At 68.8% G+C, this 21,438-nt stretch carries 18 protein-coding genes and 1 pseudogene; 9 read left to right on the forward strand and 10 right to left on the reverse strand.

Annotated features, from left to right (window positions below; translation table 11 throughout):
* Both ON21_RS15565 and ON21_RS15570 read right to left on the reverse strand, forming a co-directional pair.
* A pseudogene (locus ON21_RS15565) lies at window positions 1-843 on the reverse strand (NlpC/P60 family protein); the annotation flags it as partial.
* Window positions 844-1,278: 435 nt separating this feature from the next.
* Window positions 1,279-1,872, reverse strand: a complete 594-nt coding sequence (locus ON21_RS15570; protein ID WP_039798679.1) for an Rv1476 family membrane protein — start codon at window positions 1,870-1,872, stop codon at window positions 1,279-1,281.
* 286 nt (window positions 1,873-2,158) lie between these two features.
* Between ON21_RS15570 and ON21_RS15575 the strand changes: the two genes are divergently transcribed.
* Together ON21_RS15575 and ON21_RS15580 are read left to right on the forward strand one after the other, a co-directional pair.
* Window positions 2,159-4,978: an aconitate hydratase gene (locus tag ON21_RS15575; RefSeq protein ID WP_039798680.1), complete on the forward strand. Its 2,820-nt coding sequence runs from the start codon at window positions 2,159-2,161 to the stop codon at window positions 4,976-4,978.
* 114 nt (window positions 4,979-5,092) lie between these two features.
* The gene (locus ON21_RS15580; protein ID WP_039798681.1) at window positions 5,093-5,659 is read left to right on the forward strand and encodes a TetR/AcrR family transcriptional regulator; all 567 of its coding nucleotides are present in this window, start codon (window positions 5,093-5,095) and stop codon (window positions 5,657-5,659) included.
* Between the two features lie 6 nt (window positions 5,660-5,665).
* On the opposite strand, the gene ON21_RS15585 is transcribed toward ON21_RS15580, so the two are convergent.
* Window positions 5,666-6,460 carry a hypothetical protein gene (locus ON21_RS15585; RefSeq protein ID WP_039798692.1) on the reverse strand — a complete coding sequence of 265 codons (795 nt, stop codon included), beginning with the start codon at window positions 6,458-6,460 and terminating at the stop codon, window positions 5,666-5,668.
* 159 nt (window positions 6,461-6,619) lie between these two features.
* Entirely contained in the window at window positions 6,620-7,126 is a 507-nt protein-coding gene (locus ON21_RS15590; RefSeq protein WP_174372173.1) for a MarR family winged helix-turn-helix transcriptional regulator, read from the reverse strand.
* A gap of 71 nt (window positions 7,127-7,197) precedes the next feature.
* Here ON21_RS15590 and ON21_RS15595 point away from each other — a divergent pair, with 71 nt between their 5' ends.
* The 3 genes from ON21_RS15595 (at window position 7,198) to ON21_RS15605 (ending at window position 9,514) form a co-directional block, all read left to right on the forward strand.
* Complete coding sequence (locus tag ON21_RS15595) at window positions 7,198-7,701, forward strand: cupin domain-containing protein (protein WP_039798682.1); 504 nt, start codon at window positions 7,198-7,200, stop codon at window positions 7,699-7,701.
* Between the two features lie 383 nt (window positions 7,702-8,084).
* Window positions 8,085-8,540 (forward strand): hypothetical protein, encoded by a 456-nt coding sequence (locus ON21_RS15600; protein ID WP_039798683.1) that lies wholly within the window; start codon window positions 8,085-8,087, stop codon window positions 8,538-8,540.
* Window positions 8,541-8,584: 44 nt separating this feature from the next.
* Window positions 8,585-9,514 carry an MvdC/MvdD family ATP grasp protein gene (locus tag ON21_RS15605; RefSeq protein ID WP_245562616.1) on the forward strand — a complete coding sequence of 310 codons (930 nt, stop codon included), beginning with the start codon at window positions 8,585-8,587 and terminating at the stop codon, window positions 9,512-9,514.
* Between the two features lie 427 nt (window positions 9,515-9,941).
* On the opposite strand, the gene ON21_RS15610 is transcribed toward ON21_RS15605, so the two are convergent.
* Both ON21_RS15610 and ON21_RS15615 read right to left on the reverse strand, forming a co-directional pair.
* Window positions 9,942-10,172: a helix-turn-helix domain-containing protein gene (locus ON21_RS15610; protein ID WP_039798685.1), complete on the reverse strand. Its 231-nt coding sequence runs from the start codon at window positions 10,170-10,172 to the stop codon at window positions 9,942-9,944.
* A gap of 81 nt (window positions 10,173-10,253) precedes the next feature.
* Complete coding sequence (locus ON21_RS15615) at window positions 10,254-11,885, reverse strand: ABC-F family ATP-binding cassette domain-containing protein (RefSeq protein ID WP_039798697.1); 1,632 nt, start codon at window positions 11,883-11,885, stop codon at window positions 10,254-10,256.
* Between the two features lie 167 nt (window positions 11,886-12,052).
* Between ON21_RS15615 and ON21_RS15620 the strand changes: the two genes are divergently transcribed.
* Complete coding sequence (locus ON21_RS15620) at window positions 12,053-12,817, forward strand: SDR family oxidoreductase (RefSeq protein ID WP_039798686.1); 765 nt, start codon at window positions 12,053-12,055, stop codon at window positions 12,815-12,817.
* Between the two features lie 22 nt (window positions 12,818-12,839).
* On the opposite strand, the gene ON21_RS37910 is transcribed toward ON21_RS15620, so the two are convergent.
* Both ON21_RS37910 and ON21_RS15630 read right to left on the reverse strand, forming a co-directional pair.
* Complete coding sequence (locus tag ON21_RS37910) at window positions 12,840-13,646, reverse strand: hypothetical protein (RefSeq protein WP_039798687.1); 807 nt, start codon at window positions 13,644-13,646, stop codon at window positions 12,840-12,842.
* 106 nt (window positions 13,647-13,752) lie between these two features.
* Window positions 13,753-15,963: an MMPL family transporter gene (locus ON21_RS15630; protein ID WP_051020840.1), complete on the reverse strand. Its 2,211-nt coding sequence runs from the start codon at window positions 15,961-15,963 to the stop codon at window positions 13,753-13,755.
* A 448-nt stretch (window positions 15,964-16,411) separates the two neighbouring features.
* Between ON21_RS15630 and ON21_RS15635 the strand changes: the two genes are divergently transcribed.
* Window positions 16,412-17,524 (forward strand): lycopene cyclase family protein, encoded by a 1,113-nt coding sequence (locus ON21_RS15635; protein WP_039798689.1) that lies wholly within the window; start codon window positions 16,412-16,414, stop codon window positions 17,522-17,524.
* Window positions 17,521-18,501 carry a non-homologous end joining protein Ku gene (gene ku / locus ON21_RS15640; protein WP_039798690.1) on the forward strand — a complete coding sequence of 327 codons (981 nt, stop codon included), beginning with the start codon at window positions 17,521-17,523 and terminating at the stop codon, window positions 18,499-18,501. The genes ON21_RS15635 and ku overlap by 4 nt, the downstream gene beginning before the upstream one ends.
* 28 nt (window positions 18,502-18,529) lie before the next feature.
* On the opposite strand, the gene ON21_RS15645 is transcribed toward ku, so the two are convergent.
* The gene (locus tag ON21_RS15645) at window positions 18,530-19,141 is read right to left on the reverse strand and encodes a hypothetical protein (RefSeq protein WP_039798701.1); all 612 of its coding nucleotides are present in this window, start codon (window positions 19,139-19,141) and stop codon (window positions 18,530-18,532) included.
* A gap of 104 nt (window positions 19,142-19,245) precedes the next feature.
* A complete protein-coding gene (locus ON21_RS15650) occupies window positions 19,246-20,571 on the reverse strand; it encodes an NAD(P)/FAD-dependent oxidoreductase (RefSeq protein WP_245562617.1) in 1,326 nt (441 codons plus the stop codon).
* 465 nt (window positions 20,572-21,036) lie between these two features.
* On the opposite strand from ON21_RS15650, the gene ON21_RS15655 reads away from it, so the two are divergent.
* On the forward strand, window positions 21,037-21,438 hold a 402-nt coding region (locus ON21_RS15655; protein ID WP_039798691.1), incomplete at its 3' end, for a hemerythrin domain-containing protein.

The following is a 21,438-nucleotide window of genomic DNA, read 5'->3' on the forward strand; positions in this document are numbered from 1 at the left end:
GGCGGCACGCACCGCCGCCTCCTCCGCCTTCCGCATGGCGTCCCAGGTCAGGTACGCGTCCCGCTGGTCCTGCAGGCCCGCCACGTTCTGCCGCGCTTGATCCAACCGCCCCTGGGCGTCCTGTCGGCGCAGCAGCAGATCGTCGCGCTGGGCGGTCTGGCGATCGAGTTCGGCCTTGGCCGCGGCGACCGCGTTCTCGGCGTCGGCCTTGCGCGCCGCGGCGACGGCGGCGGCGGCGTCGGCGTCGGCTTTCGCCCGCCGGGCGGTGGAGTTCTTGTTGCCGTGATCGATCTGCGCGCGACGCAGGCCGTCCAGCACCTGCCTGCGGTTCTTGGAGACCAGCTCGAGCAGCTGGGCCCGGTCCAGCGCGACCGAGGGGGTGGCCGCGGCGAGATAGGTGACCATCGAGTCGGAGCCCGGATTGGTATAGGCCTGGGTCGCGAACTGATCGAAATCGCGGCGCGCTCGGCCCACCTCGGCCGCGGCGTCGGCCAAGGCCAGCTGGGTGTCCACCACCACGACGGCGGCCGCGTCGGCGGCGTCGCGTGCGGTCTGCAGGTCGACCAACGCCCTGTTGACGTCTTCCCTGCGCTGTGCGACGGCGTCGTCGAGCTGCCCCAGCTGCTGATCGGCCACGGCGACCTGGTTGATCAGGGTGCCGACCTCGGCGACACCGGCGTCGACCTGCGCGCCTGCCTGCGCGATCTCGCCGTCGCTGGGGTTTGGCGGGGGAGGCGGCACAGCGGCGACCGGTCCAGTCGTGACCACTACAGCGACCGCAATCAGCAACCCCACAGCGACCGATAGTCGGCGCCGGTTGGTGAGCCCGCCGTTGTTGCGCATCACACCTCCAAGGACCGGATTCCGGCAATCCTCGAGGGCATCAGGCGAACCATGATGCACTGTGGTCGACAGATGGCCTCTGGGAACACTCATTCCCCGTTAGGGACCATTCGAACCGTACGACACTTACGTCACCGACAAAACTGCAACAAACATCGCGAATGCCCGCAATTTCGCCATTGCCCGAAATTTGCTAGATGGCTGCTAGAGGTCGGTATGCGACGACAGACCAACCGTCCGGAAAATTAGCCGCGCAGATACCCGCGCCCTGATATACGCCCGAATCGGACATGTCGTGGCTTCGCATCGAGCGAAGGCGGCGTCAGCGCTCCAGCGACCGCGGGGTCCTGCGCGGCGATGAAACGACCGCCGCCGTTCCGGGCGTGCGGACCGCGAGAACCGAGCCGGACGCGCAGCGGAAGCGTCAGGAGGAACTCAGACGGCGCGAGCGTCGGGCTGTTCGTCCCCCGGCGTCCGCGCCTCGCTCGAAACTCGCACCGGCCGCGCGTCGTCCGCCGCCCGCCGCGCCTTGACCCAGTACAGTCCGGCGATGACCGCGACCGTCCCGGCCAGCAGCGCACAGGTGATAGCGGTCCAGGACACCGACTCCGGCGTCTCCAAGCGGGCGGCGAAGATGCTCGCGGCTTCCCCGCTCCTGCCCTGCGTGCTCTTGGCGGCGTCCTCGGCCCACTCCAGCCGCACGCGGCTGATCGTGTCGCTGTAGGTGCCGACCCAGTCGTCACTGAAGACGACCACGGTCCCGTGCTGTGTCTTGCCGATCTCGGTGGCCAAGTCCCGTAGGCTCGAGTCGTGTCCTGGATTGCCGGGGACGACCACGATGCTCAGCGGGATTCCTTGCGATCGCGCCTCCGCCGCGATGGCGGCCAGTTCCGTCTTGTCCTTGCCGGTCAGCGTCGCGACGTGATCGTCGGCCAGATCGGCGTTGAGCGTGCGCACGGTGTCGGTGGTGACATTCGGCGGCAATTCGGCGGCCATAGGGGTGAAAACCGAGTTGAGCGGGGCGGTCATCTTCCATCCGGTCTGTCGAGCCGCATCGGCAACCGAAGCGACGGGCATCCAACACTGCAGGGCGAGCAAGATCCCCCTTGCTGGCTCGAAAGCACAGTACGCGACGGAGTGTCGCATCCCGCGCGCACGGCACGCCGAACCACCCCCTGGCATTTCACAGGACAAGCGTACTGTTAAGGTTCTAGGCGCGAGGAACCGGCGCCCGAGCGGCGCCGGAGCCCCTCCGAAGACTCGGCCGCCGGCACAGCCCCGCCGGTGGCCGCCCGCAAAGACGAGTGGAGCTGACGTGACGACAAGTATCGATACTTTCGGCGCCAAGGGCACCCTCGAGGTGGGAAGCAACTCCTACGAGATCTTCCGCCTCTCCGCCGTGCCCGGCACCGAGAAACTCCCCTACGCACTGAAGGTCCTCGCGGAGAACCTCCTCCGCACCGAGGACGGCGCCAACATCACCGCCGATCACATCCGCGCCATCGCGAGCTGGGATCCCACGGCGCAGCCGAACACCGAGATCCAGTTCACGCCCGCCCGCGTCATCATGCAGGACTTCACCGGCGTGCCGTGCATCGTCGACCTGGCCACCATGCGCGAGGCCGTGGCCACCCTGGGCGGCGACCCGGACAAGGTGAACCCGCTCGCCCCCGCCGAGATGGTCATCGACCACTCCGTCATCATCGACGTCTTCGGCCGCGCCGACGCCTTCGAGCGCAACGTCGACATCGAATACCAGCGCAACGGCGAGCGCTACCAGTTCCTGCGCTGGGGCCAGACCGCGTTCGACGACTTCAAGGTCGTCCCGCCGAGCACCGGCATCGTGCACCAGGTCAACATCGAGCACCTGGCCCGCGTCGTCATGGTCCGCAACGGCCAGGCCTACCCCGACACCTGTGTCGGCACCGACTCGCACACCACCATGGTCAACGGCCTCGGCGTCCTCGGCTGGGGCGTCGGCGGCATCGAGGCCGAGGCGGCCATGCTCGGCCAGCCCGTCTCGATGCTGATCCCGCGCGTCGTCGGCTTCAAGCTGACCGGTGAGATCCAGCCCGGCGTGACCGCCACCGACGTCGTGCTCACCGTCACCGACATGCTGCGCAAGCACGGTGTGGTCGGCAAGTTCGTCGAGTTCTACGGCAAGGGCGTGGCCGAGGTGCCGCTGGCCAACCGCGCCACCCTTGGCAACATGAGCCCCGAATTCGGTTCCACCGCGGCGATCTTCCCGATCGACGACGTGACCGTCGACTACCTGCGTCTGACCGGCCGCTCCGACGAGCAGGTCGCGCTGGTCGAGGCGTACGCCAAGGAGCAGGGCCTCTGGCATGATCCCGACTCCGAGCCCGCCTACTCCGAGTACCTCGAGCTGGATCTGAGCACCGTGGTGCCGTCCATCGCGGGCCCGAAGCGCCCGCAGGACCGGATCCTGCTGTCGGAGTCCAAGATCGCGTTCCGCAAGGACATCCACAACTACACCAGCGACGCGGAGAGCGGCCCCGCCGCCGACACCCCGCACAGCAAGCTGGACGAGGCCGTCGAGGAGTCCTTCCCGGCCAGCGACCCGGCCGTGCTGTCCTTCGCCGACGACGGCGCCGAGCCGCTGGCGTCGGCCGCCAACGGCGCCGAGGGCCGTCCGTCCAAGCCCGTGAAGGTGCGCAGCGAGGAGTACGGCGACTTCGTCCTGGACCACGGCGCGGTCGTGGTCGCCTCGATCACCTCCTGCACCAACACCTCCAACCCGTCGGTCATGCTCGGCGCCGCCCTGCTGGCCCGCAACGCGGTGGAGAAGGGCCTGACCCGCAAGCCGTGGGTGAAGACCTCCATGGCGCCGGGCTCGCAGGTGGTCAACGGCTACTACGAGAAGGCGGGCCTGTGGCCGTACCTGGACAAGCTGGGCTTCAACCTGGTCGCGTTCGGTTGCGCCACCTGTATCGGCAACACCGGCCCGCTGCCGGAGGAGATCTCCAAGGCGGTCAACGACAACGACCTCACCGTCACCGCGGTGCTGTCGGGCAACCGTAACTTCGAAGGCCGCATCTCGCCCGACGTGAAGATGAACTACCTGGCCTCCCCGCCGCTGGTCATCGCGTACGCGCTGGCGGGAACCATGGACTTCGACTTCGAGAACGACCCCCTCGGCAAGGACACAGAGGGCAACGACGTCTTCCTGAAGGACATCTGGCCCTCGCCGCAGGAGATCCAGGACACCATCGACCGGGTCATCAGCCGCGACATGTTCCTCGAGGACTACAAGGACGTGTTCCGGGGCGACGAGCGCTGGCGCAGCCTGCCCACGCCGGAGGGCAAGACCTTCGAGTGGGACGCCGAGTCGACCTACGTGCGCAAGCCCCCGTACTTCGAGGGCATGCCGCAGACCCCGGAGCCGGTCACCGACATCAAGGGCGCCAGGGTGCTCGCGCTGCTCGGCGACTCGGTCACCACCGACCACATCTCCCCGGCGGGCAACATCAAGCCCGGCACCCCGGCCGCGCAGTACCTGGAGGCCAACGGCGTCGAGCGCAAGGACTACAACTCCTACGGTTCGCGTCGCGGTAACCACGAGGTGATGATCCGCGGCACCTTCGCCAACATCCGGCTGCGCAACCAGCTGCTCGACGACGTCTCGGGCGGTTACACCCGCGACTTCACCCAGCCCGGCGGTCCGCAGGCGTTCATCTACGACGCCGCGCAGAACTACCAGGCCGCGGGCATTCCGCTGGTCGTGCTCGGCGGCAAGGAGTACGGTTCGGGCTCCTCGCGCGACTGGGCCGCCAAGGGCACCAGCCTGCTGGGCGTGAAGGCCGTCATCACCGAGTCGTTCGAGCGCATCCACCGCTCCAACCTCATCGGCATGGGCGTCATCCCGCTGCAGTTCCCGGCGGGCGAGTCGGCCGCGTCGCTGAAGCTGGACGGCACCGAGACCTTCGACATCGAGGGGATCACCCAGCTGAACGAGGGTGCCACCCCGAAGACCCTGAAGGTCACCGCCACCAAGGAGAACGGTGACAAGATCACCTTCGACGCGGTGGTGCGCATCGACACCCCCGGTGAGGCCGATTACTACCGCAACGGCGGGATCCTGCAGTACGTGCTGCGCAACATGATCCGCGCCTGATCGCGCCACCTTCGGTGGCGCGTGCTCGCGCCGCCGAAGTCTCGTGTCGGACCAGCCCCCGCGTCGGTGTACCGCCGACGCGGGGGTCCGTGTATCCCCCGCTGGAGGATCCCCATGCCCAAGGTCAGTGACGATCACCTCGCCGCCCGGCGCAGCCAGATCCTGGACGGAGCACGCCGTTGCTTCGCCGAATACGGCTACGACGGCGCCACCGTGCGCCGCCTCGAGGAGGAGATCGGGCTATCCAGGGGCGCCATTTTCCACCACTTCCGCGACAAGGACGCGCTGTTCCTCGCCCTCGCCCAGGAGGACGCCGAACGCATGGCCGACGTCGCGGCCAATCAGGGCATCGTGCAGGTGATGCGCGATATGCTCGCCCACCCCGAGCAGTTCAACTGGCTCGGAACGCGTTTGGAGATCGCCCGGCGGCTGCGCACCGATCCCGAATTCCGGGCAGGCTGGACCCAACGCTCGGCCGAACTCACCGCCGCCACCCTGGCCCGCCTGGAACGCCGCAAGGCCGCGGGCGCGCTGCGCGACGACGTGCCCACCGATGTGCTGCTCGGCTACCTCGACCTCGTCCTCGACGGTTTGATCGCCCGGATCGCCTCCGGCCACACCAACGAGAACCTCTCCGCCGTATTGGATCTGGTCGAGGCCTCGGTCCGGCGCAAGCAGTGAGCGCGGCTAGTACGTCGCGTTGAGGTACTCCGCGGCGTGGGTGGTCCATAGGACGTTCGTCCCCGGCATCTTCCGTCCGGAGTAGAGCACGTGCTGGCCGTCGGGCCACGGGGTCAGATAGCCGATGACACCGCGTACGGCGGTCGTGTAGCGCCCGAGGTTCGCGATCGGGTCGCGCAGCAGGACTTCGAGCAGTTCGGCGAAGATCAGCGGCGCGACGTTGCCGATCCGGGCGCCCTCCACGAAGGAGAACGGCGAGATGCCCACATCGATGACGCGCAACGGCGAATCCGCCGGTGACGCGGTGATGATGTCGCCGGGATTGGCGTACTCGCGGACGTCGACCGACGCGGGCCACGCACCCCGCTGCCCGTGCAGTCCGAACGTGTTCGCCGGGCAGAGATTGTCGACCGACTGTCCGGCCCGGCGCAACGGGTTGGCGATGTTCACCACGAAGGCGATCTCCAGCGGCGTGCCGTCGGCGTTCTTGTACTTCCCGGACCGGACGCCCTCCAGGATCCGGCTGGCGCAGATGCCGCCGAGCGAATAGCTCAGCAGGCCGCAGACGTTCGGCGAGTCCTGGATCGCCCGCACCCCGGCGGCGATGCCGAGCCGTACCGACGTCTCCAGCGAGGGACCCCATACCTCCGGCACGGGGCCGACGGAAGCGGGCCAATCCGGTTCGAAGCAACGGAACTTGGCGGTGTCGAGTAATTTCGCGACGTCGTGCAGCATGCCCGCGGGCGTTCCGTCGGAGTTGCGCGGCTCCCCGGTGCCGCGGAGAGTGATGATGTCGATCATCGAGGCCTCCTTGCCCACCGCACCGACCCCTTCGGTACGGAATCTCAAGGTAGAGCAGGAGCGCCCGCTCGACACGAGTATCGAGCTACCTCATCGCGGCACGAGTTACCCCATGTAGAGCGCGATTCGGCGGATCCGAGGGTGCGTGAGCTACCACGGCTACGCATCCGGTTCCATGCTGCTGAGCAGGATTCGCGCGAGCCGGTCCAGTTCCCGTCGCTCCCCCGCGGTGAGCACCGACAGCATCCGCGTCTCGTTCGCGGTGTGCTCGGTGACCACGGTGTCGACCAGTTCCCGTCCTGCCGCGGTGAGGCCGACCCGCACCGCCCTGCGGTCCTTGGCGTCCGCGACGCGGCGCACCAGTCCCGCCGATTCCAGCCGGTCCAGCCGTCCGGTCATGCCCGCCCTGGACAGCATCAGCGTGTCGGCGAGCACCGACGGGTTGAGTTCGAACGGCGCGCCCGAACGACGCAGCGCCGCAAGCACGTCGAACTCACCGCGCTGGAGGCCGTGCCTGCCGAACACCGCCTCGATCTCACGCTGGGCCACCAGCAACAGCCTGCCCAGACGTCCGGCCACGGCCATCGCCTCGAGATCGAGGTCGGGTCGTTCCCGCTTCCACTGCGCCACGATCGCGTCCACGGCGTCCGTTTTCCGCTCGGTCATGGACAGGATCTTATTCGGCGGGATATAGTTCGGTACCGAATTATCAATCAACGAACTAATTGGAGGCTTCGATGACCATCCCCACGCCCCGCAAGGACGTCGCGATCCGCCAGCCGCAGGACGCCGAGACCCTGCGCACCACGTCGGTGACCATGCGCCTGCTGATCGACGCCGAGGAGGCGGGCGGCGGGCTGAGCACGCTCGAGGTCGCCATGGATCGCGGAGCGGACGGCGCGGCGCCGCACTATCACACGCTTTCCGACGAGCTGTTCTATGTCGCGGATGGCGAACTGCAACTGCTCGCCGGTGACCGCATCGTCACCGTCGGCGCGGGCGGTTCGATCGTGGTCCCGAAATTCATGCCGCACGCCTTCGGCGCCACACCGGACAGCACGGCGCGGATCCTCATCGCGCTCACACCGGGCGTGCAGCGCTTCGAGTACTTCCGGCTGCTGGAACGAATCGCCGCAGGCGAATCCCCGATGACCGATCTCGCCGCCGCCCAGGACGAGTTCGACAACCACTTCATCGACGCCCCCGCTTGGTGGGCGGAGCGCAACGCGCACCGGAACTGAAGTCGGCACGCCATTGGGATCCGCTCGCGTGCAGTCGATTTCGACCAAGTCGCGGACGAGGCGGGGCGGGAGGAAATACGATTCCGCACAGAAGTGGCCGCCGCGGGCCGCCTGCGCCGAACAGGGCGAAAGTACAGATGCACAGCCGCCAATATCAGGCTATGGCCCGCATCCGCGCATCGCGGGAGAGTAGCTCCTTGATTGCTTTGTAAGCATTTTCAGGCTACCGGAAAACTTTCGGTACTCGGCCGTTATGGATCGGAATTCGGTTTGCCACAGGCCGGGAAATCTCGCGATCCGAGCCGATAACGCCGCTCATCGCGATATGATCGCTCACACGCTTGGGGGTCGTGGCAAATCGCGAGCAGATCGGAGAAACGGCTATGACCGACGCAATCCACCTTCCCGGGACGACGCCGAGGGGTGACCGCGTTCCTCCGCTCCAGGGTCTGCTGGTCGCGGAATCGGACCGGCAGATCAGCGTGCGCGTCGCCGAGGGAACGTGGACCTTCAGTCGGTCCGATGTCCTGCGCGTGGTGGATTCCACCGCCCCGCAGGCCGATCAGGACGGGCGTCCCGTGCTGGTGGACATTCGCGCCGGCGCCACCGCCGATTTCACCCGCAGGCTCCGGATCGACCTGGTCGATCGTCCGATGACCATCCCGGAGTCACCGTCGGAGGCGCTCGGCGACGAGCAATTGCGGCGGCTCACCGAAACCTGGGCCGACCGGCTGCAACTCGTCGACTGCCCGGGTGCGGGCGGGGCGACGTTCACCTACTGCCAGACCAAGTCGATGAACGGCAGCGACGACGGCATCAACTGCGACAGCCTCGACTGAGCGGCAGGCGGATGGCCGCACGCCGGCGCGGTTCGGTCCTGATCGTGTCCGAATCCGATGATCTACACGCCACCGCGATGGCGGCGACGCTCCGAGAACATCACGGGCTCGGCCCGATCCACCTCGACCTGCGCGATTTCCCCCGGGAGTCGGGCAGCTTCCGGCTGGACCGGCTGGGCACCGCCCGCTCGCTGTCGCACCTGATCGGCCTCGACGACGTCCGGTCGGTATGGTGGCGGCGCCCGCACCACGCCCGGGTTCCCGCCGGTGTCCGCGCGTCGGACAACGATTTTCGCCAGGCCGAGTGCGACGGATTCATCCAGGGGCTGCTCTGGTCCATCCCCGCCTACTGGGTCAACGACCCGGGCGCCGACCGTACCGCGGCCCGTAAGATCGTCCAGCTGGAGACGGCGCTGCGGGCCGGGTTCGCGGTGCCGGAGACGTTGATCACCAACGATCCGGACGAGGCGCGCAGCTTCGTCGAATCCCGTCCCGGCCCGGTCGTTTACAAGCGCACCGGCACCAGCCGGGCGGAGTTCGCCGAGACCAGGATCATCTCCAGGGACGATTTCGCCAGGCTGGCCGCGATCCGTTCGGCGCCGACCACCTTCCAGGACTACGTCGACGCCACCTGCGATCTGCGCGTGGTGTGGGTGGACGGGGTCGAATGGACCGTGCGCATCGACTCCCAGGCGGGCGTCGGCAAGGTCGACTCCCGCCTGGACACATCGGTCGATTTCGCGCACGACCACCTGCCCGCCTCGGTGAGCAAGTCACTGGCCACCCTGATGGGCGCGCTCGGATTGTCCTTCGGCGTGCTCGACATTCGGCTCGGCCGCGATGGCGAATACTACTTCCTGGAGGTCAACCCGCAGGGCCAGTTCGCCTACCTGGAGATCAAAACCGGGCTGCCGATCTTCCGCAGCCTGGCCAACCTGCTGGTGAACGGCGACGGTACGGTCGAGGGCTACTGAGCGGGCCCATCGGTCCGCGGCGACACACCCAGGCAATGAACGCCATCGTGTGCGGTCACCCGCCGCCCGTCGTCCGCCGGGCACCGGAACACCGGCAGCCGAAAGCTTGTTCACCGCAGCGAAGGGCGGCAACCCCGCGTCGTCCGGCGCTGTGAACGCCGAACGAAGGCCGATGCGCGCCGCTCCGTTCGGTGTGACAGCAACGGCTCGGTGGGCGCGTCGACCAATGGCGACGGATCGTGTTGCCGCTTCGGTCGATACCCCGCCGTGGTCGCGGGGTGTGCGCCCGAAGATCTGGGCATCGACGCCCCGCCGTGCAGCTCGGCGAGGTGGGTGTCCAGTTCGGGGCCGTCGACGTCGATCCAGTCGGATGCTCCGTCCGGGGCGGCCGCATGACCGTCCGGCGTCCCGTCACGCCGTTACGGCGCTATTGGCTCTTGCGGCGATTGGCCCCACCCCGGCTGCGGAGCTGCACATGCGACTCCACCAGCACGTTGTGGATGAAACCGTAGGAGCGGCCGGTGGACCGCGCCAGTGACCGGATGCTCGCACCCGCCTCGTATTGCTTCTTCAGCTGGGTTTGTAGGCGGTCGCGCGACTTCCCGGTGACGCGTGTGCCCTTACCCAATGTGGCCTTGCTCTGTGGCCTGTCGCTCATGGCTTCCTCCGAGTCGCCGAGCAGCGTCTTTCCAGGCTAAGCACTCAGCAGGCCGTGATCAACGGGTACCTGTGATGAATCTCACGCGAGCTGAATAAGTTCCAGGTATTCGGCCGACCAGTGGTCTTCTGTCCCGTCCGGAAGCAAGATCACGCGTTCCGGAGACAGCGCCTCCGCTGCGCCCGGATCGTGGGTCACCAGCACCACCGCGCCCGCATAGGTGCGCAAGGCGTCGAGCACCTGTTCCCGCGACACCGGGTCGAGATTGTTCGTCGGCTCGTCCAACAGCAACACGTTCGCCGCCGAGGAGACCAGTCCGGCCAGCGCGAGACGGGTCTTCTCACCGCCCGAGAGCGTGCCCGCGGGCTGGTCGAGCTGCGGGCCGGAGAACATGAACGCGCCGAGCAGCCCACGCAGATCCTGTTCGCCCGCGTCCGGCGCGGCGTGCCGGATGTTCTCCCATACGGTGGCGTTGTCGTCCAGGGTGTCGTGCTCCTGGGCGAAGTAACCGACCTTCAGACCGTGCCCCGGCACCAGACCGCCCGCCGTCGGCTGCTCGACTCCGGCGAGCAGGCGAAGCAGCGTCGTCTTGCCCGCGCCGTTGAGCCCGAGCACCACCACCCGGCTGCCGCGGTCGATCGCGAGGTCGACGCCGGTGAAGATCTCGAGCGAGCCGTAGACCTTGGTCAGGTTCTCCGCCATCAGCGGCGTCTTACCGCAGGCCGCGGGCTCGGGGAACTTGATCCGGGCGACCTTGTCGGCGACGCGCACGTCGTCGAGTTCGGCCAGCAGGCGATCGGCGCGCTTGGCCATGTTCTGTGCCGCAGTCGCTTTCGTCGCCTTGGCGCCGAGCTTCGCCGCTTGGGCGCGCAGCGCGCTCGCCTTCTTCTCGGCGTTCGCGCGTTCCCTGCGCCTGCGCTGCTCGTCGGTGGCGCGCGCGTCCAGGTACTTCTTCCAACCCATGTTGTAGACGTCGGCCTCGCCGCGCACCGCGTCCAGGAACCACACCTTGTTCACCACGTCCGCCAGCAGATCCACGTCGTGGCTGATGACGATCAGGCCGCCGTCGTGGTTCTGCAGGAAACCACGCAGCCAGGTGATCGAGTCGGCGTCGAGGTGGTTGGTCGGCTCGTCCAGCAGCAAGATGGTGTCCGAGCGCCCGCCGCTGCCGTCGGAGGCGGCGAACAGGATGCGCGCCAATTCGATTCGACGCCGCTGACCACCGGACAGAGTGCGCAGAGCCTGACCGAGCACCCGGTCGGGCAGACCCAGGCTGTGGCAGATGCGCGCCGCCTCGCTCTCGGCCACGTACCCGCCCAGCGCCGAGAAGCGTTCTTCGAGGCGACCGTACTTGCGGACCGCCTTCTCCCGTTCCTTGTCGTCGGCGACCTCGGCCATCAGCGCCTGTTGCTTCTCCATCTCCCGGATCAGCGTGTCCAGGCCCCGCGCGGACAGCACCCGGTCGCGCGCGAGCACGTCGAGATTGCCCTCGCGCGGATCCTGCGGCAGATAACCGATATCGCTGGAACGCATGATCTTGCCCGCGTACGGTTCACCTTCGCCGGCCAGGATGCGCAGCGTGGTGGTCTTCCCCGCGCCGTTGCGCCCGACCAACCCGATCCGGTCGCCCGCCTGCACCCGGAGCGCCGGTCCGGGAGCGGACAGCAGGGTGCGGACTCCGGCCCGGACCTCCAGGTCGGTCGCGGTGATCACAAACTTCTCCTCGCGGATCGTGGTGCTGGACGTGTGCTCGATTGTGCGACCCGACGCGCACAAGAACCACCGATTTTACCTGGGACGAACGGTCCGCCCACCGACCAGGACCCCGCATGTGACGGCGGTAACGGCCGCCGCGTTCGCCTGCGCTACCGTGCGAAGCCATGAGTACCGATCTATTGGGCAAGAGCGCTCTGGTCACGGGGGCCAGCCGTGGCATAGGCAAGGCGGTAGCGGCGGAGTTGCTCGGTCGCGGCGCGAACGTGCTGATCACCGCGCGGAAGAAGGATCCGCTGGAGGAAGCCGCCGCGGAACTGCGCGAACTGGGCCACCAGGGGCAGGTCGTCGCCTTGGCGGGCAACTCGGGTGTCGCCGAGGATCGGTCGGCCGCGGTCGAGCGCGCGGTCACGGAGTTCGGGTCGCTGGACGTCTTGATCAACAACACCGGCATCAACCCGGTCTTCGGCTCTCTGATGGACGCCGACCTCGACGCCGTGCGCAAGATCTTCGACGTGAACGTGGTCGCGGCCCTCGGCTACATCCAGGACGCGTACAAGGCGTGGATGCGCGACCACGGCGGCGCCGTGGTCAACGTGGCCAGCGTCGCCGGCATCCGCTCGACCGGCGTGATCGCCGCCTACGGCGCGTCCAAGTCCGCGCTGATCCATCTCACCGGTGAACTCGCCTGGCAGCTCGGGCCGAAGATCCGGGTGAACGCGGTGGCGCCGGGCGTGATCAAAACGAAGTTCGCCGACGCGCTGTACTCGGCCGACGAGGAGCGCGCGGCGAGCGTGTACCCGATGAAGCGGCTGGGCAGCCCGGAGGACGTGGCGCGCTTGATCGCGTTCCTGGTCTCCGACGAAGCGGCGTGGATCACCGGCGAGACGGTCCGGGTGGACGGCGGGCTGCTCTCCACGGGCGGGATCTGACCGCGCACGACGGTGGCCTGCGCTAGCGGAACGCCAGTGCGCCGATCGTGTCGGCGTGCCGGTAGCGCAGGTACTTCTCCACGGTCGGGGCATCGACCGCGCCGGTGGCCGTCGCCAGCGTCACCACGACGAATTCCTTCTCGCTGCCGTCCTTCCATTTGCCGGTGGCGTAGCCCTTGATGTAGGAGCCGGGGCGCAGGGCCAGGTCCGCGTCGGTGAACCGGTCCTTCGACGCGGCGGCCCGTCCCTCGTCGGCCATGCCGAGGACGAACTGGGTGAGCATGAGCGCGCCGCCCTCGGCGCGGTACACCAGCTCCGCCGCGTAGACGCAGCCGAGACCGGTGAGCTTGCCCGCCGCCTCGATGGCGTGGCAATCGGCGTGATCACGGCCATCGACCCAGCCGGCGTGCAGCTCGACGCGATCGAACCGGAAATCCCAGTCCTTCGCGAACTCCGTGTAACTCAATCTGCCCGGCGAAGGGTGCGCGCCGCGCGGCGAAGGGCTCGCGGACCGCGTGCCGGTGCCGACGCCAGCGCGGGTGGTCGCTTCGGCGGACGTGGCCGCCGCTTGCGGGTGCCCATCCTCGCGGGGCGACAGCGCCACGCCGATGCCGACCGCGACCAGCACGGCGACGACGCCGACCACCACCGCGACGAGCACGCCCGTTCGGGACTCGGGCGGCGGCGGCAACGGCGGCGCTTCCCACGCGGGCATCGGGTACGCGCTCGGCGGGGACATCCGTCCCCAGTCCGGCGCGTACCGCGCTTCCTCGGGTTTCCCGTGATCGTCTGGGCCACCGCCGAACCCGGAACCGGACGGATAGGTCATCGCGGTCGCCCTCCCACATCTCCCAGCAGCCGTCCCACCCGGTGTGGGCCTCCCCGAAGCCGCCCGAGCGACCCTACCGGACCGAGCCTCCCCGGTCGTCCCGGGCTCAGAGCCGGGCGGGCTGGAGCCAGTCCTCGCGCCCGGCGACCGCCGCGGCGGCAGGAGCCTCTTCGATCCCGAACCGCTCGTGCAGTCGGCGCAGCGGACCGGGCGCGTACCAGTTCCAGTGGCCGAGCAGTTCCATCGCCGCGGGCAGCAGGAAGCCGCGTACCAGGGTCGCGTCCACCAGCACGGCGAGCGGAAGACCGATGCCGAACGCCTTCATGAAGGTGATGTCGGAGGCGAGGAAGCCGAGGAAGACCAGCGAGATCAGGACGGCGGCCGCCGTGACGATCCGGCCGATCCGCTCCAGTCCGGAAGTGACGGCCAGCGCGTTGGACCTGGTGCGCCGGTACTCCTCGCGGATCCGGGCCAACAGGAACACCTGGTAGTCCATGGCGAGACCGAACGCGACGCCGAACAGCATGACCGGGACCGTCGGCGGCAGATCGCCGGTGACGGTGAAGCCGAGCAGCCCGGACAGGTGCCCGTCCTGGAAGATCCAGACCAGCGCGCCGAAGGTCGCGGTGAGGCTCAGGAAACTGAGCACGACGGCCAGCAGCGGCAGCACCACGCTTCCGGTGAGCAGGAACAAGACCACGATCATGATCAGCACGACGAAGGCGAGCGCGTACGGCAGCACCGAGATCACCGCGTCGATCGCGTCCGTGTTGGCCGCCGCCACGCCGCCGACCAGTACCGGCGAGGCGGCGGGCACCGCGCGTACGTCGTCGGCGATCCGGTCCAGCACCGTGGGATCCGTGGTATCCGGGACCACCGTGAGATAGGCGGCGTTCTCGGCCCGGAAGCGGTCGTTGACCGCGGTGGGCGCGACGAGCAAGCCGCCGTGGCTGTAACTGCCGGTGGCGGTGTCGACCCGGCGCACGTCGTCGATCTCCGACAGTTCCCGGGCGTAGGCGTCCAATCCGGCTGCGCTGTAGGCGCTTTCGGGCAGGACCACGAACAGGCCGTTCTGTTCGGTGGCGGCGAAGTCGCGCTGGATGGTCTCGGTGACCTGGCGGTTGTTCATCGACTCCGGCAACGACCGTTCGTCGGGGAAGCCGAGGTTCACCCCGAGGAACGGCGCGCCGAGCACGAGCAGCAGGGCGGTCACCCCGAGCCCGATGGGCACCGGCCGCATCATCACGAACCGCGCCAGGCGGTGCCAGGCGCCCTCGCCGGGGGCGGGACGGGCCGCGCGCAGGAACCACCACAACTGGCCGTTGTCGATCTTGGTGCCGAGCAGGAACAGGATCGCGGGCAGCACGGTCAGCGACACCGTCGCGGCGATCACCGCGACGGCCAGGCCCGCGTATCCCATCGAGCGCACGGCCAGCAGCGGGAAGAACAGCAGGCCCGACAACGCGACGGCGACGGTGACCGCCGAGAACGCCACGGTCCGGCCCGCCGAGCGCATGGTGGCGGCCACCGCGGCGGCGGGCTGCTGACCGGCGACCAGTTCGTCGCGGTAACGGCTGATGATCAGCAGGCTGTAGTCGATCGCCAGACCGAGGCCGAGCAGGGTGGCGACGTTGGTCGCGGTGGCCGCCAGATCGGTGACGCTCGCGATCAGCCACAGCGCGCCCATCGTGATCATCACCGTGATCATGGCGACGACCAGCGGCAGGCTGGCCGCGACCAGACCGCCGAACACCAGCAGCAGCGCGATCAGCGTGATCGGGAACGCGATGGATTCGCCGAGCACGACGTCTTTCTCGCTCTGCTGCACCGTCTCGTGCAGCAGCATCGCGTAGCCGCCGACCCGCACCTCGAGCGGGCCGTGGGTGCCGCCGAACCGCTCGGCGAGATCACCCACCCGCTTGTCCACCTCGGCCTCCTCGCCGAGGATGCTGGCCACGATCAGGCCCTTGGTCCCGTCGGTGCTGCGCAGCGCGGGCGATTTGTCGGTCCAGTACGACGTGACGCCCGCGACGCCGGACAGCGACTTCAGCTCGGTGACCAGATTCGTCGCCGCGGTCGCCGTCGCGTCGTCGTCCACCGAGCGGCGAGTCTGCACCAGCAGCACGAAATTCGGGGTGGCCTCGCCGAAGGTGTCGCGCAGCACCGCGATCGCCCGGCTCGATTCGCTGTCGGGGTCGATGTACCCGCCGCCCTGCACTTTGTCGAACAGCGTCGCGCTCAGCGTGCCCATCGCCAGTGCGAGGACCACGAACACGGCCAGGATCCACCGGCTGCGCCGCCTGGTCAGTTCGAACACTGCGTCTACCCCTAACTCGTTCCGGTCGTACCGCTTTCGCGCTCGGACTCCAGCGGTCGCCGGTAGCAACCTGCCCGGCGCGCCATCCGCGGCGCACCGGTGCGCCGACACCTGACACTCGGCACCGGAGCCGGATGCGTGCGCCAGCGCCCCGGCATCCTAGCAACGCGGGACAAACTCCGGTGAGCCCGAACACATTCCGTCGGCGCGCCGAGTGCGGCCGTCTGCCGACACGCTGTTCCGCTCCCCCGCACAGGAAGGCAGCGGAGCCCGGCCGGACGCGCTTCGGCACGCAGGACGGCCGATCCGGACCCCGCGACGGCATTCACGCAGCGTTCACTTCGCGATCCACTGGGTACCGACCGTCGCTGTGTGACGGTCCGGTGAGCGGATGAGAGGCTCGACTCATGCATCGCAACGGACTCCTGCGGATCCGGACGAGCGCGGCGTGAAGCCGGACCTGGTCGTCTGCGGTCTCGGCCCGGCCGGACGCGCCCTCGCGCACCGCGCCGTGGTGCGCGGGCTCACTGTCACCGTGGTCGATCCCGCGCCGGAGCGCAGGTGGACGGCCACCTATGCGGCGTGGGCCGATGAACTGCCGGAGTGGCTGTCGCCTCAGGCCGTCGCGGCGACGGTACTCCGGCCGACGGCGTGGGGAACGCGCGTTCACCGGTTGGACCGCCCATACGTGGTGCTGGACACCACACGGCTACAGAAGTCACTGCACCTGGCCGATGCGAACGTGGTCTCCGATCGCGCGCTCGATATCGGCCCCGAGCGTGTGAGCTTGGCGTCCGGCGCGACGATCACCGGCGGCCGGGTGGTCGACGCGCGCGGACTCGCCCGCTCGCCGGCCCGGGCGGAGCAGACCGCCTACGGCGTCATCGTCGACGCCGGACACCGCGCCGGGCTCGAGCCGCTGTTCATGGACTGGCGTCCGGACAACGGCGCGGACCCCGACGCCCCGCGCTCGTTCCTCTACGCCGTTCCGCTGGACGACGAGCGGATGCTGCTCGAGGAAACCTGCCTGGCCGGCCGCCCCGCCTTGACGGGTGGGCAGCTGCGCACACGCTTGCTGGAGCGACTGCGCGCCAGGAACGTCCGGCTCACCGGCGACGAACCGGTGGAGCACGTCCGTTTTCCGATGCAAGGTGGCCGTCCGGGCGCACGCAGGTTCGGGGCTGCGGGCGGATTTCTGCATCCGGCGACCGGCTACAGCGTCGGCGCCGTTTTGGCCGCTGCCGACGCGGTGGCCGCGGGCAAGGACGTATGGCCGGTCACGGCACGCCTCGTCCACCGGTTGCGCCGCGCCGGGCTGCGCGCGTTGCTGGCGTTGCCGCCCGCTGATGTCCCCCTGTTCTTCGACACGTTCTTCGCGCTGCCACCGGACGCGCAACGCGCGTATCTGTCCGGCCGCACCGACCTCGCCGGGACGGTCGCGGCGATGAGCGCACTGTTCGCGGCGCTGCCGGGACCGCTGCGCCGGCGTGTCGCAACCGCGACACTCACGATCCCGGTTACCTCGCGAGGTCGGTGGGCTTCGGCCATGATGGGTGTATGAGATCGATCTGGAAGGGCTCGATCGCATTCGGGCTGGTAAACGTCCCGGTGAAGGTGTACACCGCCACCGAGGACCACGACATCCGGTTCCATCAGGTGCACGCCAAGGATGGAGGCCGGATCAAATACGACCGCGTCTGCACCGTGTGCGGCCAATCCGTCCAGTACACCGAGATCGACAAGGCCTACGAGTCGCCGGACGGCGACAAAGTGGTGCTCAGTGACGAGGATTTCGCGAAACTGCCCGTAGCGGAGAAGCACGAGATCCCGGTGCTGCAGTTCGTGCCGTCGGAGCAGATCGACCCGATCCTGTTCGAGAAGAGCTACTACCTGGAGCCGGACTCCAGCACGCCGAAGGCCTATGTCCTGCTGGCCCGGACGCTGGAGAAGATCGAACGCACCGCCCTGGTGTACTTCACGCTGCGGCAGAAGACCCGGCTGGCCGCCCTGCGCGTGCGCGAGGGCATCCTGGTGGTCCAGACGCTGCTGTGGCCCGACGAGGTCCGCTCCGTGGAGTTCGAGTCCCTCGACGGTGTCGCCGAGCCCCGGCCGCAGGAGATCAAGATGGCCGAGACGCTCGTCTCGGCCATGTCCGACGACTTCGATCCCGAGCAGTTCACCGACGAGTACCAGATCGAACTCAAACGGGTGCTCGACGAGGCGATCGCCAGCGGCACCGGCAAGGTGCCCGAGCAGCCGGAACTCGCGCCGAGCGGGATGGACGCCGAGGTGGTCGATCTGGTCGCCGCACTGCAGCGCAGCCTGGAGGCCAGCGGGCGGCGGACGGCGGACGGCGACGGCGCCGAGCCGAAGAAGACCGCGAAGAAGGCCGCGGCCAAGAGCGCCGGAGGCAAGAGCGGCGCCGCCAAGAGCACCGCGTCCAAGAGCGCGGCGAAGAGCAGTGCCTCCCAGAGCGCGGCGAAGAAGACGCCTGCGAAGAAGACGGCCAAGAAGGCTCCGGCCCGCAAAGGCGCCTGATCTTCCTCGGGCGGGGCCGTCGAGGAAGTCAGTCCTGCGCCGCGCGCCGCCTGCCCTCTTCGAAGAACTCCAGCAGGGCGGCGACGGTGTTCACCGCGGTGCGGGGCCGCAGCGCGCCGAACGGCGCGTTCCAGAAGGCGCCGGTTCGCGGCCGCCACGGCCCGATGTAGGCGTAGGGACCAGGATGGGCATCGTCTCCCGGCGACACCCCGTAGTTCACCTCATCGATCGTGCTCGCCAGATCGAAGTGCTCCGGCCACAGCACCGGTGTCGCGCCGGACGCCAAGCAGCGCAACGCCTTGTCCCCCAGCGTGAACCACTCTTCGATCAACCCGACCGCCGACGGATCCAGTTCGATCGCCGCGTCGGCATCCACGCCCGTGGTGTCCGCGTACACCCCTTCCGGCGGCCCCGGCTCGAAACCCGCGGCCTCGGCGACTTCCCGATAGGTTCCCGCCAGCCGAACCCGTCCGCGCGGCCACACCAGTTCCTCCCCGATCACCGAAACCGGCCAACGCACACCTGCGAAACCCCGGTGCACGATTTCCAACCGGATGGTGCCGAACTCCCGGTGCTGCGGACCGGCGATCAGCAACTCCGCGACCGCGTGCAGCCCGACTCGCGATCGCCGATACGTCATCTCGTCCACCCCCGCATCATCTCCGTTGCCGACGCTCCCCCGCACGGGTTCGACAAGGAAGCAGGTCGCCTCAGACCGTCAGGAAGACGGCGTCGCGACGACCCCTACGGCGCGGAAATCCCCTCGCTGGCGCCGAAGCTCGCTTCCTCGTGACTGACGAGTCCCAGCAGGGCGAGGGGGCGGGGTGTGACCGCGATGGTCAGGTAGGAGACCGTTATCGCCCAGCGGTTGACCGCTCGTGGCACGGCGAACGTGTGATAGGCACGGGTCACCGCCTTGGCGGGCAGTCCGGACAGACGGACGCCCATCGGATTGGCGACCGCGAAGCCCGGCCCGAGGTCGACGACCAGACCGAGGTCGCGGTGCTTGTAGTCGGCGGCCGTGCCGATGCCGAGGCTCGCCGCGACATTCCTGGCGAGCGTCTTGCCCTGCCGCGTGGCGTGCTGCGCCGTGGGCGGGGTGATCCGGCCCGGCTTGGTCAGGTCGGGCACCGCCGCCGCGTCACCGCCGGCGAAGACGTCCGGATGGCCTGGCACGGTCAGTTTCGCGTCGACGACCAAGCGGCCCTTCTCCAGCGGCAGGCCGAGCGTGCCCAGCACCGGCGCGCCGGTCACTCCGGTCACCCAGGCGACCGTGTGGGTGGGCACCACCGTGCCGTCGGTGAGCACGACCGAGTTCTGGTCGAGTTTCGTCAGCGAGGTCTCCAGCCGGATCTCGATGCCGCGTTTGCGCAGCACTTTCAGTACCTTTTCGCTGAGCCGCTCGCCGACCTCGGGCATCACCCTCGGGGCCATGTCGAGCAGGAGGAAACGCACTTCGGCGGGGTCGAACCCGCGGCGCGCGGCGTAGGCGTCGGCGAGGGCGCGCAACTGCGCGACGAGTTCGGTGCCCGCGTAGGACGCCCCCACGACCACCACGGTGCGGCGAGCGCGCCGCACCTCGGGATCGTCCTCGTCGTCGGCGAGTTCGAGCTGGCGCAGCAACTGCTCGCGCAGGTACAGCGCCTCGGCGACGGTCTTGAGCCCGCGCGCGTGCTCGGCCAGGCCCGGGATGTCGAACAGGCGGGTCACCGACCCGGGCGTGAGCACCAGCCGATCCCACGACAACTGCCGCGGCGGGTGATGCTCCCCGGCCACCGTGATGGTCTTGTTCCGCAGATCGATCGAGCGCGCGTTCGCGACCACCAGCCGGACTCTCGGCAGCGAATCGGCCAGCGAAATGGCGACGAATCGAGGGTCGATCAGTCCCCCCGCCACGTCCGGCAGCAGCGGCGTATAGAGCATGTAGTCGTTGGGCGTGACGAGCACGATTTCGACGTCCCGGTTCGCCTTGGCCACGATGCGGCAGAGCTTCTGGGCGCAGGTGAACCCCGCGAACCCGCTACCGACGATCACGACCCGCTGCGGGCTCGCAGTGTTCCCATCCGGCACGGAGACCTCCTTGGCGTCGACTCCCCGACGCGATTCCCACCCGGGCACATCCGAAACCGCGCTACCGGCCGCGCGGGCCGCCCGGCGGGACCGATCCGCGGTTCGGCATGCCCAGGGGGTGGTAGTGCGTCGGTGTCCGCTGCTCGAATCGCCGGACCTACGACGGTCCCAACGCGGTCAGCCAAGCCGTCTCCTGAACGTCCGCGACCACGGTCCCGGCCGGCTCGGTCCGCACCGGCGCCGTGGTCGCTTTCGGTCGAGTCGCGGCCGACATGGAACCGCCGGTGGTACAGCTGAGCGGCTTCGGCGAGGACGCCGGAGGTCGGACAGGGTATGAACGCGACGGAACCGGGTAGGCGACAGGAGTACGAAGTGAGCCCTGTGCCCGGTGAGGGCCGAAGCGGCCGGTCGGCTCGTTCAGGCGGTTGGTCGCCGCCCGGCCCGGCGCCTGGAAGGAGGAACGCTGTGGACGCATTGACATTCCTGCGCACCGACCACGAAGGCGTACTCGGGATTCTCGAGTCCTTGGAACGTGGACGAGGCGGCGGTGACGCGGAGGTCCGCGCACGCGGTGATCTGGTGACCACGCTGGTGATCGCGGAATCGCAGCACGAGGCGATCGAGGAGCAGTTCTTCTGGCCCGAAGTCCGGCGCACGGTTCCGGACGGCAACGAGCTCGCCGATCGGGCGATCGGCCAGGAGGACGGGGCCAAGAAATTGCTCCAGCAATTGAAGAACTCGCACGCGGGCAGTCCCGAGTTCGAGCGAACGCTGTCGGAGTTCATCCCCGCCGCGCGGGCACACATCGAGTTCGAGCAGTCCGAGGTGTGGCCTGCGTTCCGGGATGCGATACCGCCCGAGAAGTCC

Origin of the sequence: Nocardia araoensis NBRC 100135, from assembly GCF_000308435.1 — a bacterium.
Taxonomy (GTDB): Bacteria; Actinomycetota; Actinomycetes; order Mycobacteriales; family Mycobacteriaceae; genus Nocardia; species Nocardia araoensis.